At 41.6% G+C, this 14,912-nt stretch carries 14 protein-coding genes and 1 pseudogene; 7 read left to right on the top strand and 8 right to left on the bottom strand.

The window, feature by feature from the left end:
• Window positions 1–7: 7 nt before the first annotated feature.
• The 7 genes and pseudogenes from pseG (at window position 8) to OKB77_RS05000 (ending at window position 6,104) form a co-directional block, all read left to right on the top strand.
• On the top strand, window positions 8–1,045 hold the full coding sequence (gene pseG / locus OKB77_RS05030) for a UDP-2,4-diacetamido-2,4,6-trideoxy-beta-L-altropyranose hydrolase (protein WP_270817049.1): 1,038 nt from the start codon (window positions 8–10) through the stop codon (window positions 1,043–1,045).
• Window positions 1,042–2,103 carry an N-acetylneuraminate synthase family protein gene (locus OKB77_RS05025; RefSeq protein ID WP_270817048.1) on the top strand — a complete coding sequence of 354 codons (1,062 nt, stop codon included), beginning with the start codon at window positions 1,042–1,044 and terminating at the stop codon, window positions 2,101–2,103. Before pseG ends, OKB77_RS05025 begins: the two co-directional genes overlap by 4 nt.
• The gene (locus OKB77_RS05020) at window positions 2,100–2,561 is read left to right on the top strand and encodes an acyltransferase (RefSeq protein WP_139478167.1); all 462 of its coding nucleotides are present in this window, start codon (window positions 2,100–2,102) and stop codon (window positions 2,559–2,561) included. Before OKB77_RS05025 ends, OKB77_RS05020 begins: the two co-directional genes overlap by 4 nt.
• Window positions 2,548–3,579, top strand: a complete 1,032-nt coding sequence (locus OKB77_RS05015; protein WP_270817047.1) for a DegT/DnrJ/EryC1/StrS family aminotransferase — start codon at window positions 2,548–2,550, stop codon at window positions 3,577–3,579. Before OKB77_RS05020 ends, OKB77_RS05015 begins: the two co-directional genes overlap by 14 nt.
• Window positions 3,576–4,259 (top strand): WbqC family protein, encoded by a 684-nt coding sequence (locus tag OKB77_RS05010; protein ID WP_270817046.1) that lies wholly within the window; start codon window positions 3,576–3,578, stop codon window positions 4,257–4,259. Before OKB77_RS05015 ends, OKB77_RS05010 begins: the two co-directional genes overlap by 4 nt.
• Window positions 4,246–4,926, top strand: coding sequence for a class I SAM-dependent methyltransferase (locus OKB77_RS05005; RefSeq protein ID WP_270817045.1), 681 nt, complete (start codon window positions 4,246–4,248; stop codon window positions 4,924–4,926). The genes OKB77_RS05010 and OKB77_RS05005 overlap by 14 nt, the downstream gene beginning before the upstream one ends.
• Before the next feature lie 138 nt (window positions 4,927–5,064).
• A pseudogene (locus OKB77_RS05000) lies at window positions 5,065–6,104 on the top strand (IS481 family transposase).
• A gap of 65 nt (window positions 6,105–6,169) precedes the next feature.
• On the opposite strand, the gene OKB77_RS04995 reads toward OKB77_RS05000, so the two are convergent.
• From OKB77_RS04995 to flaA, 8 genes are all read right to left on the bottom strand, one after another.
• Entirely contained in the window at window positions 6,170–8,266 is a 2,097-nt protein-coding gene (locus tag OKB77_RS04995) for a motility associated factor glycosyltransferase family protein (protein WP_270817044.1), read from the bottom strand.
• Window positions 8,267–8,274: 8 nt separating this feature from the next.
• Entirely contained in the window at window positions 8,275–8,574 is a 300-nt protein-coding gene (locus tag OKB77_RS04990; protein WP_270817043.1) for a hypothetical protein, read from the bottom strand.
• Complete coding sequence (locus OKB77_RS04985; RefSeq protein ID WP_124929136.1) at window positions 8,571–8,984, bottom strand: flagellar export chaperone FliS; 414 nt, start codon at window positions 8,982–8,984, stop codon at window positions 8,571–8,573. Before OKB77_RS04985 ends, OKB77_RS04990 begins: the two co-directional genes overlap by 4 nt.
• Window positions 8,985–9,036: 52 nt before the next feature.
• The gene (gene fliD / locus OKB77_RS04980) at window positions 9,037–10,425 is read right to left on the bottom strand and encodes a flagellar filament capping protein FliD (RefSeq protein WP_139478173.1); all 1,389 of its coding nucleotides are present in this window, start codon (window positions 10,423–10,425) and stop codon (window positions 9,037–9,039) included.
• Between the two features lie 30 nt (window positions 10,426–10,455).
• Complete coding sequence (locus OKB77_RS04975) at window positions 10,456–10,896, bottom strand: flagellar protein FlaG (RefSeq protein ID WP_333563154.1); 441 nt, start codon at window positions 10,894–10,896, stop codon at window positions 10,456–10,458.
• Window positions 10,897–10,934: 38 nt separating this feature from the next.
• On the bottom strand, window positions 10,935–11,846 hold the full coding sequence (gene flaB, locus OKB77_RS04970; RefSeq protein ID WP_124929134.1) for a flagellin B: 912 nt from the start codon (window positions 11,844–11,846) through the stop codon (window positions 10,935–10,937).
• A gap of 415 nt (window positions 11,847–12,261) precedes the next feature.
• Window positions 12,262–13,179 (bottom strand): flagellin B, encoded by a 918-nt coding sequence (flaB, locus tag OKB77_RS04965; protein ID WP_179903624.1) that lies wholly within the window; start codon window positions 13,177–13,179, stop codon window positions 12,262–12,264.
• A gap of 580 nt (window positions 13,180–13,759) precedes the next feature.
• Window positions 13,760–14,674, bottom strand: a complete 915-nt coding sequence (flaA, locus tag OKB77_RS04960) for a flagellin A (RefSeq protein WP_124929132.1) — start codon at window positions 14,672–14,674, stop codon at window positions 13,760–13,762.
• Window positions 14,675–14,912 lie beyond the last annotated feature (238 nt).

The raw sequence follows: 14,912 nt of genomic DNA, 5'->3' as shown, positions 1-14,912 counted from the left end.
GTGACTGATGATCATTTTTCGTGCTGATGCATCGTTGATATTAGGACATGGACATGTCATGCGCTGCTTGGCTCTTGCAGATGCTTTCCAAGTATTAGGAGAGAACTCATTATTCATCTTTTCGAAGGGAGGTGATACGCTTGCACAAGAAGTTGTCAATAGAGGTCATCAATATTTAACTTTTGCCAACGATTTTGATCTTGCTCTGGATGTTGGTGTAATTATGGATGCTAAAGCGACACTTAACATTATCCCCAAAGAGAGAAAGTTGTTAGTTGTTGATCATTATGACTTACAGACCAGTTGGGAACAAACAATAAAAAACTCTCAGATCCCGCTTCTGGTTATCGATGATTTGTTACGAGATCACCTTGGCGACTTTTTGCTCGATCAAAACCTTGTTACATCTCACAAAAATGGTCTCTATAAAACTCCAGAAACGACGACCTGTTTTTATGGTCCAATGTACTCTCTACTCTCTTCTTCTTTTCAAGAGTTAAGAAGCCAAGTGAATATAAGAAAGAAGTTCAAAAAACTTCTTATATTTTTTGGTGGTAGTGATCAAGGTAATGAATCAGAAAAAGCACTATTGGGAGCCTTATCTAGTGATAAAAATTTTCATATTGATGTAGTCATTGGTAAAAGTAATCCCCATTACGCCAGATTATCAAAGATATGTCGCAAACAAAACGTGACATTACACGTACAGACACCTCATATGGCTAAGTTGATGCTAATGGCAGATCTTGCTATTGGCGCAGGTGGTAGTGCATCGTGGGAAAGATGTTGCATGGGATTACCCTCTATTGTCTCTATACAAGCAGACAATCAAGCTCCGATTGCCAAAATATTAGATCAACTCGGCGCTGCATATAATTTAGGTATGGCGACAAGCCTGACATCAGCCGACTATAAAGAAGCCCTACTCTCAATTACCCCACAGACACTGAGCAAGATGTCTAATGCCGCATTATCGATAACCGATGGCAAAGGTGCAATACGAGTTGCATCTTGTATACTTACAGCTCTTGAGGATAAAAAGTGAATATTGACAATATGAACCATCTATTTTCAGCACCAGTAACTCATAATAAATCTCCATTCATTATACTTGAAGCAGGAATTAACCATAATGGGGATATCGCTATAGCAAAAGACATGATCTGCATGGCTAAAAGCTTGGGAGCTAACGCAATCAAGTTTCAAACATTTAAAGCCGATGAGTTTGTAGGTGATCCAGGACTAAAATTTACATATCAATCTCAAGGTGAATCAGTTACTGAATCCATGTTAGATATGTTTAAGCGTTATGAGTTTACATATGATGAATGGCGGATACTAAAGGAATACTGTGATGAGCAGGGAATTATGTTTCTCTCAACACCTCAAAATATCTCAGATATGAAATTGCTACTTGAGTTAGGTGTCCCGGCACTCAAAGTAGGATCTGATGATTTCACAAACATTCCGTTGCTAAAAGAGTATAGCGCTCAAGGACTTCCATTACTTATTTCATGTGGTATGGCAGATATGGCAGAGGTGTATCAAGCACTAGACGTAACGGGCGCACTTATTGGCAAAAAAGTTGTGTTGATGCTATGTACTTCACAATATCCAACGCCATCAAGCGATGTTAATTTGAATAAACTGAAAACATTATCAGCGGCATTTCCAAATATAACACTAGGTTTTTCTGATCATACACAAGGGCCATTAGCTGCAGTAATTGCATATGGACTTGGAGCTGTTGTATTTGAAAAACACTTTACTCTTGATCATCAACTACCTGGTCCGGATCACTGGTTTTCAGAAGATCCTATTGGGGCAAAAGAGTGGATAAACTCTCTTCATAATGCTTATCAAATGATGGGGTCTCCACATATAAAACCAACTGATGCGGAACAGCATATGAGAATATTAGCACGTCGTAGTATTACTGTTTTATCTGATATAGAAATAGATACGCCCCTCACTGCTCTTAATATAGGGCTAAGACGTCCAGGGAATGGACTACCTCCCATACATTTCCATGAAATCGTTGGGAAAAAAGCATCACGAAATCTTATTAAAGGACAATTATTAAAATGGGAAGATATTTCATGAGTGACTATGAAAACTACAAAAAGCTCTTCCAACAGCTAACAAATTTCAAAGAAAACCCATATCATCCATTCGTATGGATCCTAGGTGAGCCTATAATCGGTGATAATGTATACATCGGTGGTTTTAGTGAAATTAATAGTCAAGGTGCGAAAATTACAATTGGCAACCATTGTGATATTGCATCATTTGTTTCAATTAACTGCGCAGACTCTCATTTAAAATGCATTGGACTTTCAAAAAGCATAGTTCGCAAAGATATTATATTAGAAGATCACATATTTATCGGCTCTCACTCGGTAATTAAGGGGGGAGCTCACGTGGGCCATCACTCTGTAATAGCGGCAGGAACAGTTGTCAATGCTGGCTATGTACCACCATACTCATTGGTCGTTGGAAATCCGATGGTAATTAAGGCTGGATATTATGCAAAAAGCAAGGATGACAATGATCCCTCATAATAGGCCAACTATTGGGAATGAAGAAATTAACGCATCCATTCGAGTCCTTTCGTCTGGTTGGATTGCTCAAGGAGAAGAAGTTGCAGCTTTAGAGGCTGAGATTGGGGTATTTATTAATCTCCCTGCAGAGAATGTTGTTGCGGTATCAAGCGGTTCCTCTGCACTGTATTTAGCATTGAGTATTGCAAATGCCGTTGATAAAAAAATCTCCGCACCAGCATATTCATGCAGATCCATTTGGAATGCCATTCAAATGGCTCGTGGATTGGCTGTATTCAGGGATAATTCACCGCTCTGGCCAAACGCGCCAATCGTTAATAAAAATGAACATATAGATATATCAATCGTGACTCATATGTTCGGAATACCAGATGAAAGTGTGTTAACCCATGATTGCTCTTCATTTATAATAGAGGATGCAGCACAAGCTATAGGAGCCAAAATAAATAATCAATCTGTCGGCATATTTGGTAATATCGGTATATTTTCACTAGGCGCAACCAAGCCGATTACAAGTGGTGGGCAAGGAGGAATTCTTGTCTCACGAAACAAGGAGTTGGCAAGTGTAGCCAGGAGCATTCGTGATTATGATTCTATTATGGATAATAGCTCTTTTAAATTTAACTTTCAAATGACTGATATCCAAGCTGCTATCGCTAGAGTCCAACTTACGCGACTTCCATATTTTATTCATCGTCGTGAAGAGATTTTTCAAAAATATGTATCCTCCGGACTGAGTCTCATCGATGGTAAAAATGAATGTATATCACCAATAAGGTATAGAGCTGTTATTTTAAATACACACGAGAGTATTTCAAAATGCAGGAGTGAACTCCTTTTACATGGAATCAAGAGTATCATTCCAATAGAAAAATCTGAGTTACTCTCCCTAGGTTTATCTACTCCAAATGCGGTAGCCTTAACTAAAAAGAGTTTATCTATTCCATTATATCCATCATTGACAGATCATGAAGTAGATAAAATAATTAACATATGTTGCAAAGCGTTAAAAATATGAAAGTTAGTATCCATCAACCAGCATACCTACCTTGGCTTGGTTACTTCGACCGTATAGCTAAAAGTGATTTATTTATTTTTTTGGACAATGTTCAATTTGAAAAAAATAGCTATACCAATAGAAACATAATTAAAGGACCTAATGGTCCTCAATGGTTAACCATTCCAATAAAACAAAAAGGGCATTTAAATAGAAAGCTATATGAAATAGAAATTGCTACTGATATAGACTGGAGATCAAAACATTTAAAATCAATTAAAAATTGCTATGCACGCGCTAACGGTTTCAATGAAAAATACGAGAAAATACTTTCATTATATGATTCGAATGAAAAAAATCTTTCTAACCTATGTTTTACACATCTGTGTTTCTGGCTCAATGAGTTAAACATTGAAACCCCCATTATAAGAGCATCAAACTTAATTACGACTGAGAAAAAATCAGATTTAGTTCTTGAGCTTTGTCGTATGTTTAATGCTACAGACTATCTCTCAGGCCCAATGGGAAAAGACTATTTGGATGAAGTTAAATTTAATCATCATGGAATAATGATCCACTACCATCACTACCAACCACACCCATACGAGCAATTATTCGGCTCTTTTGTTCCATTTATGGGAGTTGTTGATTATTGGTTTAATCAAAGAGATAAGGAGAGCAATAATTATGGCATTTTCTAATGAATGGGATGAACAGTATAAACACAATCATCATATGAGCATTTGGCCTTGGAGTGACCTTGTTTCTAGCATATATCGATACACAAATCCTAAAAATGGATATAAAAAAGTCCTTGAACTAGGCTGTGGAGCTGGTGCTAACATCCCCCTGTTTTTGTCTCTTAACTTTGACTACTATGGTATCGAAGGTAGTCAATCTATTTCAAAGCGAGTCATTGAGTATTATCCACAACTTAGCGGCAAAATAATCACTAGCGACTTTACAAAAGAGCACCTTTCACAGTTCAATGATACTGTTGATATTGTGGTAGACAGAGCTTCAATTACTCACAATGATACACTCAGCATTGAAAAAATCCTCATGTCTGTTTTTTTATATCTTAAGCCAGGCGGTAAATTTATTGGAATAGACTGGTTTTCGACAAAACACGATGATTTTTATAGAGGAATATGTGTAGATACGTATACGAAAAAGGACTTACCTGCTAACAGCCAGTTTTCAGGTGTTGGTCAAGTACACTTTAGTGATAAAAATCATATTCTTGAGTTATTTTATAATGCCGGATTAACCATTGAAAGACTAGAGCATAAAGAACGAAATATAGAAATCCCAATAAATCAGTGCCACTTTGCAAGCTGGGATATTATTGCTGTGAAACCTAACTAAAAAACTAAAGATGACACCAAAAATATTGGTGTTCATGGAGATGGTATTCACCTGACAGTTGCCCACAAAAGAGAGTGGTCATACGGCTTCAAACCGGATAACAAAAGGGTATCCCTACCGTGTTATCTGGATCACCGTATGACCACCAACGAGAAAGTAGCACGTCGCAAAAGCCTGCTAGAGCTCACCAAAGAGCTCAATAACGTCAGCAAAGCCTGCAAGCTCATCGGCTACAGTCGTCAGCAGTTCTACAAAATTCGCCGTAATTACCAAACCTATGGTGCCGAGGGATTGCTCGACACATTGCCCGGCTGTAAATAGGCTCATCCCAATCGGGTCGCTCCTGAGATTGAACAGGCCATCCTCGATTACTCCCTCACCAGACCAACCCATGGCCCGCTGCGGGTCGCGCAAGAACTGGCTCTGCAAGGCATCAACGTCAGTGCGGGCGGTGTGCGTGGCGTGTGGCAACGTCACGACTTGCTCTCTAAGCACGACTGCTTGTTGCGCCTCGAGAAAAACCACTGGGAGCAGACCATTGAGCTCAATAACGAGCAAATTCGCCTGCTCGAGCGCTTCAGCCCAGAGTTTCGCGAACGCCAGATTGAGGTTCACTACACCGGATAACTGGTGGCTGTCGACACCTTCTTCGTCGGCGCGCTCAAGGGGGTTGGCAAGGTGTATCTGCAAACAGTGCTGGACTGCTACAGTCGCCACGCCTGGGGACGGCTCTACACCAGCAAGCTGCCGGTGACCTCGGTTCATGTGCTTAATGAAACGGTGCTGCCGTTTTTCGAGGCCCACGAGGCGCGGGTCTATACCATCCTGTCGGACAACGGGCGCGAGTTCTGTGGGCGCCCTGACCACCATCCCTACGAGAGCTGTTCCTGCAACTGGAGGGAATTGAGCACCGAACCACCAAGGTGCGTAGACCGCAGAGCAACGGCTTTATCGAACGGCTGCATCGCACACTGCTGGATGCACACTTCCGTATCAAAGGGAGGACAACCTGGTATGAGTCGGTAGAGCAGATACAAATAGATCTAGACAGCTACCTAGAACACTACAACACCCAGCGGCCACATCAAGGCAGGATGATGGAGGGGCAGACCCCTTACAGCATGTTCAAAAAGGGTCTGAAATTGATACCGAAGGAAGTGTGCACTAAAGTAGCGTAAGCAAGACACCGGTTTGAGGCCGGTGTCAGGTGATAGCTAGATCTGTACAATTGGTGTCATCATTATTATTGTATTTTTCTAAAATGACCAATAATCTCCAAATTATTTTTATCAACATGACTTAGTGCATACGGGTACATTCTTTTAATTTCTCTCATGAAATTGATTACTATACATTTTGCTTCGTTTAACAGTTTCATGTACGCATCGCTTTCATTAAAGCTATATAGTATTGTTGTAATGAATGAAAAATAATAATTTATCGAGCCAACTAAAATTCGATGTATATGAGATTGTCTTGTTGACAAGAAATAATTCAGATAATCATAATGTCTCTGCATCATTTCTGACATGTCTCTTTTATTAAGAGACACATCTTCCCACTCTATCACCATTAATCTTACTAGCTCATCAAATCTCTCTACAGACAGAGCTTCTTTTATACAACCTATAGAGATAGAGAGCGGTTCAAAGCAATTTGCATATATATCTTCCACAATATTTTTTTTATCAATACATTGTTCATTGAGATCTGCCTCATAATATCTTAGAGGTATAGCTCCTCTAACAAGAGCTCCATCACTACAGTTATAACAAGTTACATCAGGATACATAGCGATCACTTTGCTCATTGAGTTTGCTGACAACCCAAAAATACAGTCAGCACTAATCTCACCACCAAAGTTTGCCGGAACAAGAAATGACTCATGTGCCGTGACTGCATCAGTTAACTCTTTGATAGCTGAACCATTCTCTTCATAATATGCACTATGGCGAGAGTGATGATGATTTTTTTCCTTATAACCACTATCAAGACCAAACATATATATTTTTTTGAATCCCAGAGTCAAGGCATAACTTAACCCAGTATTCCCAACCAAAGGATTAACATATGGAAGATAACCAAACTTATGTAAATCAGGTCTATTCTGCATCAACATAGAAAACATAGCTTCATTATGCTTAAACCCAAGTGCAGACCTGGAGAAATACTTTCTACAATCAGGATGAATAACATCAACACTTAAAAATAAAATGTCCTTTAGATACTCTTTATCTTCAAAAATATCAAAAAAATCAGCCATTGATTTAGTTCTCTCAACAGCCACACATATATCCGGTTTTACCCCAGCTTTATATAAGGCAGACACAGTACTACCACATGAAATGATAATAGCAGAGTCTTGATGTTTTTTAATATAACCAATGGTTTCATCTAATGACGGTCCATTACCTACAACAAAAACAGGCGTATCTTTATGAGATGAATAAACCTGCCTGTCTTTTAACAGGAATGGTACCCCATCACATATATTTGTTGCACTGTGGGCAATAGCAAATAAGTTATCATCAAAGAACCCCCATCCTGTCTTCAATAAATAAAATTCTTTTGCCACCCTTTCTATCAGTGAAAAAATAGCAGGTGATGGATAATGCCAGAATGCAAACATACTGGCGATCCAGAAAGCACCTCTCTTGTGTAATCCTGTAAGAAGATCAACAACAATACTATCTTGATCTTGCCCTATAAATATATGCAGGCCTAACTTCTCTCGTTCCAAATATTGTAAAAGAGGGGCCCAGTCAAACGAAAACAGTGAAGCATAAAAAAGATCCATATCCGGTTCAAATATAAATAGATTTTTTATGCTACAGCGTTCATATAACAAGCCTAACTGGTATCCCAAGCCAACACCAAACATGAATGCCATTGGCATACTATCTGGAATTGAGGACGTTTTCTCTTGGACACTCTCAGCTTTAATATAACATTCAGCCAATAAATTAAGATATTCGACATGTACTTGATTCATGTCATTTTCACTGATGTTATAAATAAAACGCTCAATCTCTGACGTACTTAACACATATTCTATCTGCTCTTTAGCCTGTTGATATGGGTCAGAGCCATATAGGGAAACATTATCATCTAACCAAAGTAAATTAGGTATTCCATTCTCATTACAAAAAAAACGGAATGCACGCTTAGGGCGATAGTTTTTGAATTGCTCATAAATCTCGGGGATATATTCGCCAAATGCAGCCATATTATCTGAAAAACGTAATGGCAATACCTCAGCCATTGCATTTTCTTGCTTTTGTTGCTCTTTCAAACGATTTATTTCGGACTCAACAGATTTTATTTTTTTATCAATGCTCATGAGCAATCCTATTTTGAATAGGCCTTATATAATTGCGCGACCTTATCAGCCGTCATGATGCCTCGTAATTTAATTTGAATACGTGATTTTTGCTCTTCTATCAGAGCGCATATTTTCTTATCATACTCTAATGCCCCCTTAGCCGCTAAGATAAGTTCATCTGAATAGGGTTCCTCTATGCAATTTTCTTTTAGCCATTGTAAACGTTGATCAACTAATTTATGTGCTAGCTCAATATCATTATTTAAGATGGCTAATTCAATTCCTTTACTAAAATCAATGAGCTTATCTGATAGATTTGATATCATAATGAAGCCTGGCGAGCTAAAGCTAGCTCCCTCTCTTCCAAAGGAATTGAATCCCAACCAGTTTTAATAGTCAACATCAAATCAGAGACCTCTTCTAGAGGCTCTATGACCATATCACGGCTAGCATCCAGCACCCTTTGTTTCATATATTCATAGAGAGAAAAAAGATCCTCTGGTACTTTGCCATATGAAAGGTCCAGTGCTTCTTGTAAACCGTATATCAATCCCAATACTTTTGATATCGCAATTGATTTAGCCTCAAAATCTTTTCTTAATATAGCGCCTTTGGCTTGGGCCAAACGCTCAATACACCCTTGCATCATCAGTTGGATAACACGATAAGGGTCAGCCACAGCAAGCTCAGATTGAATATTCTGAGTTGTGTATGCTTTTATTTTTTTCTGATACATATAAGACTCCCATTATATCAGACGAATACTCTCAGCAATTACAGCATTAAATTCAGTTTGTTTTTGTTGATGTTTGAATATTATTTAAATATGAAGCGGAGCGATTCATTTTAGCCAATAAAGCATCCAAACCACCATATTGAGCACGTAAACTCGCTTCATACTTGACAAGTTGAGCTGTGGCGTCCGCCTCTTTTTGTGCTAATGAACGAAGCTCTGAATTCAAAGAATCTTCACGCTGAGCCACTAAACCACCAGTCTTTGAAAACCCCTCTAAAGAGGTGGCCAATTTACCGGCAACCCCTTTCTCTCCACCAAATATAGCGACAACTTGCTCAAAATTTTTATCTAAAACCTCATTGAATTTTTTCTCGTCTAAGGACAATACACCTTTATTATCCATTTTAATACCGAGCTGGAATATTGTAGATATATCTTTAGATGTCTCTGAAGGGGATACTATTGCACCGCTCATAAGGTTAACAACGCTACGAGTCATTGAGTCACCAGCTAAAGCTCCACCATCATTTTTGGTCTCACCGGCTACCACGGAATTTCGTTTACCGAGAGCGTTGGATTTACTGACTAACTCATTATATCCAGAGATAAATCCTTTAACCATTTCCTTAATGCCATCTTTATCTGTCGTGACATCAATTTTATTGGACTTAGCTGCACCCAAGGTATCTTTATCTGAAACTCTTAATACAGTTAGCTTCAACCCCACAATCGTGCCATCAAACGTGTTGCTGTCACTTTGCAATGTACTACCATCTACAGATATCTCTGCACTACTTGCAGCTTGAGTTTTGGTTAATGATGATGAAAATGTCCCCAGCCCGGTGGTACTACCTGTTATTTCAAGATCTTTACCCGTACCACTAACCCCTGAGTCTATGACTAGCTTAGACTTACCATCTGAAGTATTTATAATATTGGCTGTTAACCCAAAATTATTACCATTATTATTAACACGTTTTCGGATATCTTGCAGCGAGTCTCCACTCTTAACATCAACATTAAATGTTTTATCACCAGCTTTAAATGTAAGAGTGCCATCTTCAGTGACAAGGGAATCTGTTGCGTTATTAAAAACACCTTCAAATTTACTTGTAGTTGCCAACTTATTTACAATAATGTTGTATTGTCCATTAGATGCACCTGTTTTACTTTCTACCTTGAGCACAGGGTTATCTTTATCTTGTGTTACGTTCACGGCCCTCTTGTTAAACGCATCGGTTTTTGCCATTTCTTTAAGACTCGTAACATAAGAGCTAATGGCTGATTTCAGTTGGCCAAGACCGGATAATGTAACCTGAGCATTAACTCTTTTCTTCACTATCGGCTGTTGGATCTGAGCCTTTCTTGCCTCCAGGCTGGCAGATATTACACTTTCCAGATCAATTTGTGACCCCGCTCCAGCTGAAGTAATCGCTGCCATAGCCCTCTCCTCATTTTCCTTACGGATTTTTTAAATTTCGCTATCCAGTAGTAACCCTAACTTTGACGATGCACCGACATCACCTTCACGAAGCGCTTGGATGCGCTTGTTTATCACCAGCAACTCCTCACTGGGTATCTGCCTTATCACCGACTTCGTATCAGAATCAACTACTTTGATAACTACTTTATTCAAGTCCTGTTCCATACTGAAACTAACTGTCCATCCCTGCGACTGACCGAAATCTTGCAAGTTTTGTACCTGAACTGATAGCTCATCATCACTAATCTTGCTAGTTCGAGTTGAAGCTCCAGCACTCTCTTTATCCTCTGGTTGCTCCGCCTGTGCTGGCTGTGTGTCGGCTTCTGCCAATCTGTCGGAAAGTGGCTGAGCGGCCAATGGGCCGCTCTTCTCCTTCAACAGTGCGGAAGAGCCGTTAACAGATGACAGGCTTCCAATTTCTAAAGTCATCATTTCTCTCCCATATGAACGTCAAAATTCTGACAGATTTAGCCCAGTAACGACAGCGCGGACTGTGGCCGTTGATTCGCTTGTGCCAGAATACTGGACGCCGCTTGCTGCAAAATATTCTGCTTGGTCAAGTTAGCTGTTTCTGTTGCAAAATCTGCATCACGTATACGTGAACGTGCAGCACTCAGATTCTCGGATACGTTGGCCTGGTTACGAATTGTTGAATCAAAACGGTTTTGAACCGCCCCCAACTCTGCACGTTTGCTATCGACCGACTGAATCATAAAATCCAAGTTTGCCATTGCTAACTGAGCACTAGATGCGGCTTTAATATCCTGAACTGACGCAACAGCAACCGCAGTGGTCAGTTTTGCTACTGCATAAGGTTCTGTAGTAGTGGTGCCAGCCGCAGATACAGTAGCACTACCTTGGGTGGCTCCCGCAATACCTGCCAAAGTGAACGCAGAGGTCATCTTAAATGAAATAGTCTGTGCAGCATCGGCACCAACCTGGAATGACCCCTTGTAAGTGCCATCCAGCAATTTCTGCCCACCGAATGTCGTGTCTGATGAGATACGGTCAATCTCTGTGGTCAATTGATCATACTCTTGCTGCAGCGCAACACGATCATCCGCATTGTTTGAGCCATTAGCTGATTGTTGGGCAAGTGTACGCATCCGTTGCAGCATGGAGGTAACTTCATCCATCGCACCTTCTGCCGTCTGTGCAACCGAAATACCATCGTTAGCATTACGGTTACCTTGGGTAAGACCATTGACCTGGGAGGTCAAACGGTTGGAGATCTGCAAACCCGCAGCATCGTCCTTGGCACTGTTGATACGTAAACCCGAAGCGAGTCGGGTATACGAGGTATCCAACGCTTTGTTGGTATTCATCAAGTTACGCTGGGCGTTCAATGATGAAATGTTGGTGTTAATGTACATGGCCATAAAATATTCTCCCGAAGAACATACGACTGCGGGTTGTGCTGACAAGACAGCAGCCCACCAGTTGAAGAGCCGGTTGAACAGACCTGGCTCTTCTGGCGGGTGGCTGTTTGAACGAACAGGTCACCCGCAGTAGTGCAAACGTTGGATTCCGAACACCCCTCGATTGCCTCACTCTATGTAGCGGCTGCTCTAGGGGAATGTTTAGGCAAAAAATTGCCAAGCACGGAAAAAAAATGCCGGTCACTTGTGCCCCCCAACAAAGATTCACAATTCCCCCCCCCAAACACCTAGTTCTTCGAACAAAATGGAAAGCCCCCGATGCAATGCACCGAGGGCTTTAACCAGACTAACTAAACTCAAGAGAACCTAGTCTTACATATTGCTGTATAAGTTTTACTGCCTGCCCATTATCTTGTTAGCCCAGCAGAGATAGCGCTGATTGCGGTCGTTGATTCGCTTGTGCCAGAATACTTGACGCGGCTTGCTGCAAGATATTCTGCTTGGTCAAGTTAGCTGTTTCTGTTGCAAAATCTGCATCACGAATGCGCGAACGTGCAGCACTCAGGTTCTCGGATACGTTAGCCTGGTTACGGATCGTTGAGTCGAAACGGTTCTGCACCGCCCCCAACTCGGCACGCTTACTGTCTACGGCCTGAATCATATAATCCAAGTTTGCCATTGCTAGCTGGGCAGATGAGGCATCCTTGATGCTCTGAACTGTAGTTACGGCTACAGCAGTACCCGCAACTTGTGTGACTGAATATGGCTCATTTGTCGTAGTCACTGTTACACTTGCGACGGTAGCACTGCCTTTAGTCGCACTGGCAATACCTGTTAATGTAAACGCAGACGTCATCTTGAACGAGATGGTCTGTGCAGCATCAGCACCAACCTGGAATGACCCCTTGTAAGTGCCATCTAGCAATTTCTGCCCACCGAATGTCGTGTCTGATGAGATACGGTTAATCTCTGTGGTCAATTGATCATACTCTTGCTGCAGTGCAACCCGGTCATCAGCATTGTTAGAGCCGTTAGACGATTGTTGAGCCAAGGTTCGCATCCGCTGCAGCATAGAGGTAACTTCATCCATCGCGCCTTCTGCTGTCTGTGCAACCGAGATACCATCGTTAGCATTTCGATTACCTTGCGTAAGACCATTGACCTGGGAGGTCAAACGGTTGGAGATCTGTAAACCCGCAGCATCGTCTTTGGCACTGTTGATACGCAGACCTGATGCCAACCTGGTATAGGATGTATCCAACGCTTTGTTGGTATTCATCAAGTTACGCTGAGCATTCAATGATGAAATGTTGGTGTTAATGTACATAGCCATAAAATATTCTCCCGAAGAACATGCGACTGCGGGTTGTGCTGACAAGACAGCAGCCCACCAGTTGAAGAGCTGGTTGAACAGACCTAACTCTTCTGGCGGGTGTCTGTTTGAACGAACAGGTCACCCGCAGTAGTGCAAACGTTGGATTCCGAACACCCCTCGATTGCTTCACCTTGTTTAACGGCCCGATAGAGACAAGCTTTAGGAAAATTGTTGCCTAACGCGGCAAGTCTCTTCCTCTAAGCGGCAATAGAATGATGGTGATATGGTCCAACCAAGTTGTACACATTGGATGTGTAGCCAATTTCACCGATGAGGAGGGGTTGGCATGGTTCATGCTTTTAACTGAGAGGGTGACGTCAATTTGGCGACACAATAAAAAGAGGCCGGTAAACCGGCCTAAAGATGAGCATATGCTCAGGAGAATATGACCAAGCGTGACAGAACTGAACATCTGAGCAACACTTGGCTTTACTAGTAGAGATTATATCTCTCCCGATAGAACAAGGTGCAAACCCGAACACCCCTTTGTTCCATCTCTTGACCAGGGCGGCCTGAACAACCGCCCTGTTTTCTTTTATTAACCTTGCAGCAGAGACAGAGCAGACTGCGGACGTTGGTTCGCCTGTGACAGAATGGTCGAAGCTGCTTGTTGCAGAATGTTCTGCTTGGTCAGGTTGGCAGTTTCAGTCGCAAAGTCAGCATCACGGATCCGTGAGCGGGCCGCACTAACGTTTTCAGATACGTTAGCCTGGTTGCGAATTGTTGAATCGAAGCGGTTTTGTACCGCACCGAGTTCAGCTCGCTTGCTGTCTACCGTTTGAATCATAAAATCCAAGTTAGCCATGGCCAACTGTGCAGAAGATGCATCAGTGATTGTTTGCACTGTGGATGCGGTAACCGCAGTGGTTAACTTGGCTACAGCGTAGGGTTCTGTTGTTGTAGTGCCTGCTGCAGAAACTGTTGCACTGCCTTGGGTGCCACTAGCAATCCCTGTCAAAGTAAACGCCAAGGTCATCTTGAAAGTAATAGTTTGAGCTGCATCAGCCCCAACTTGGAATGACCCAACATATCCCCCAGCCAACAATTTTTGTCCACCAAAGGTTGTATCATTGGATACCCGATCAATTTCAGTCATTAACTGACTATATTCTTGCTGCAAAGCCACCCGGTCATCCGCGCTATTAGAACCATTAGAAGACTGCTGAGCGAGCGTACGCATTCGCTGCAACATAGCGGTAATTTCATCCATCGCCCCTTCCGCTGTTTGCGCTACCGAAATACCATCGTTGGCGTTACGATTACCTTGATTTAACCCATTGATCTGAGAGGTCAAACGATTGGAAATTTGCAGACCCGCGGCATCATCTTTGGCACTGTTGATACGCAAGCCAGATGCCAGTCGAGTGTAGGAAGTATCCAGTGATTTGGTCGTATTCATCAGGTTACGCTGCGCGTTGAGTGATGAAACGTTAGTGTTGATATAAAGGCCCATGACTATTCTCCTAAGCTATTAAATTTACTCTTCTATTTGCTCTGGCTTTATTATTTTCTGTGCCCGATGCGTCTTATTTAACGGCTCGTTTTTGGATGTCTTTAGCATTTTTTTCAACGCTTCATCGCATTAACGCCGCTTACCTTATATATCGGCGGGTCAGGGGGATACTTAAGGAAAAAATCGGGCCAAAACCAGTGACAGACTCAACCTTCTGAAGCTAGCCAACGGCAGGGGG

The organism is Aeromonas sp. Y318-3, assembly GCF_027706185.1.
Taxonomy (GTDB): domain Bacteria; phylum Pseudomonadota; class Gammaproteobacteria; order Enterobacterales; family Aeromonadaceae; genus Aeromonas; species Aeromonas veronii.
Note: the sequence above shows the minus strand (reverse complement) of the source record. Positions and strands in the feature narration are given on the sequence as shown.

Coding starts and splice junctions, on each gene's coding strand:
- OKB77_RS04985 (WP_124929136.1), bottom strand. CDS start 8,984: ATGTATCAGAAAAAAATAAAAGCATACACAACTCAGAATATTCAATCT.
- pseG (WP_270817049.1), top strand. CDS start 8: ATGATCATTTTTCGTGCTGATGCATCGTTGATATTAGGACATGGACAT.
- flaB (WP_179903624.1), bottom strand. CDS start 13,179: ATGGCTATGTACATTAACACCAACATTTCATCATTGAATGCTCAGCGT.
- OKB77_RS04990 (WP_270817043.1), bottom strand. CDS start 8,574: ATGATATCAAATCTATCAGATAAGCTCATTGATTTTAGTAAAGGAATT.
- OKB77_RS05010 (WP_270817046.1), top strand. CDS start 3,576: ATGAAAGTTAGTATCCATCAACCAGCATACCTACCTTGGCTTGGTTAC.
- OKB77_RS05015 (WP_270817047.1), top strand. CDS start 2,548: ATGATCCCTCATAATAGGCCAACTATTGGGAATGAAGAAATTAACGCA.
- OKB77_RS04995 (WP_270817044.1), bottom strand. CDS start 8,266: ATGAGCATTGATAAAAAAATAAAATCTGTTGAGTCCGAAATAAATCGT.
- fliD (WP_139478173.1), bottom strand. CDS start 10,425: ATGGCAGCGATTACTTCAGCTGGAGCGGGGTCACAAATTGATCTGGAA.
- flaA (WP_124929132.1), bottom strand. CDS start 14,674: ATGGGCCTTTATATCAACACTAACGTTTCATCACTCAACGCGCAGCGT.
- OKB77_RS05005 (WP_270817045.1), top strand. CDS start 4,246: ATGGCATTTTCTAATGAATGGGATGAACAGTATAAACACAATCATCAT.
- OKB77_RS05020 (WP_139478167.1), top strand. CDS start 2,100: ATGAGTGACTATGAAAACTACAAAAAGCTCTTCCAACAGCTAACAAAT.
- OKB77_RS04975 (WP_333563154.1), bottom strand. CDS start 10,896: ATGACTTTAGAAATTGGAAGCCTGTCATCTGTTAACGGCTCTTCCGCA.
- flaB (WP_124929134.1), bottom strand. CDS start 11,846: ATGGCCATGTACATTAACACCAACATTTCATCATTGAACGCCCAGCGT.